The 1,045-nt window shown below is 43.2% G+C and carries 1 protein-coding gene; it reads right to left on the bottom strand.

From position 1 onward, the window contains the following. The coding region (locus tag BM299_RS20330; RefSeq protein ID WP_165608321.1) for a VanW family protein at positions 1 to 395 on the bottom strand (395 nt) is incomplete at its 3' end. Positions 396 to 1,045: the final 650 nt, after the last annotated feature.

Consider the following 1,045-nt stretch of genomic DNA (forward strand, 5'->3'; position numbering starts at 1 on the left):
CCCACTTCCGCCCTGTATGAACCGTTGTACAAGACCATCCCTTCAACGTATCCCTTTCTTTTAGCCGGCTTTCCAACCAACCGCCAAAAAGAAAATACCTCACCGGACTTCAGGATAATACCGTTAACTCGGTCTACAGCGATTTTTAAATTCCTTATTTTGTTATGTTGAAGCCACATGTCAATATTTCGCAAACGCCTCAGCAAAGGGGTTTTATGATTAAAAATGAGGTAAGGCAGAGGGCCTTTCTGCACAGTCCCGGCATATATGGACCTGTTAATTATCCAAAATACGTACCGGCACCAGGTAAAGCAAGTTCTTCCGATTAGCATGCGGATTTTTGAACGATTTTGGGGGTGCACCGGGGGCTTTTTAAACCTTTTTACAAGACACATATTGACAACTCCGCTGTGTTAAATAGCATCATGGCACCATTTTGTGCCGGTTACTTGTGGATCGCTTTATTTGCTCGATGAACATCGTCAGCCTTAACCCAAATTTCATAGGTAACCATGTTGCCAACCCCTGTGTAATGATGGCTCCCACGATGCAAAGGGCTACCAGAAGAATATCTGTGACAGTATGTACGGCAAAGACGAGATATATTACAGACAAAACCGGTGCCCCGGTGTTGTCACCTGACGCTTCTTCATCCATTCACATCCCGAATATATTTTCGCATGACCGAAATAGCTTAAAAAAATACTCCTTGGTTATTAGTGTCAGCTGTGGTTAAAATGTTACAATAGATTTTTCATTTAACGGTAACATAGGGCCCTGGCTGATCGGTGGAATCAAGCTGGCTTTCCTACCCATGCATATTTCAGTTCTCGCCGCGATAGGGCAGCTATTGGCGGGATCCGTTATCCTCTGCTTGATTGTTTGGGTGCTGGCCAGGCGAGATATTTACCGGCAGGAATTCACTTAAGATAGTTTTTTGGGCAGGAGATGAGAATATATTAAATCACGTGTAAATGGTTAATACTACCATTAAAGGAGTTGACCATTTATGCAAGCCATGCAAGACAAAACAATCAAGGAATTA

The sequence above is a fragment of the Desulfoscipio geothermicus DSM 3669 genome, from assembly GCF_900115975.1.
In the GTDB taxonomy this organism is placed as follows: Bacteria; Bacillota; Desulfotomaculia; order Desulfotomaculales; family Desulfallaceae; genus Desulfoscipio; species Desulfoscipio geothermicus.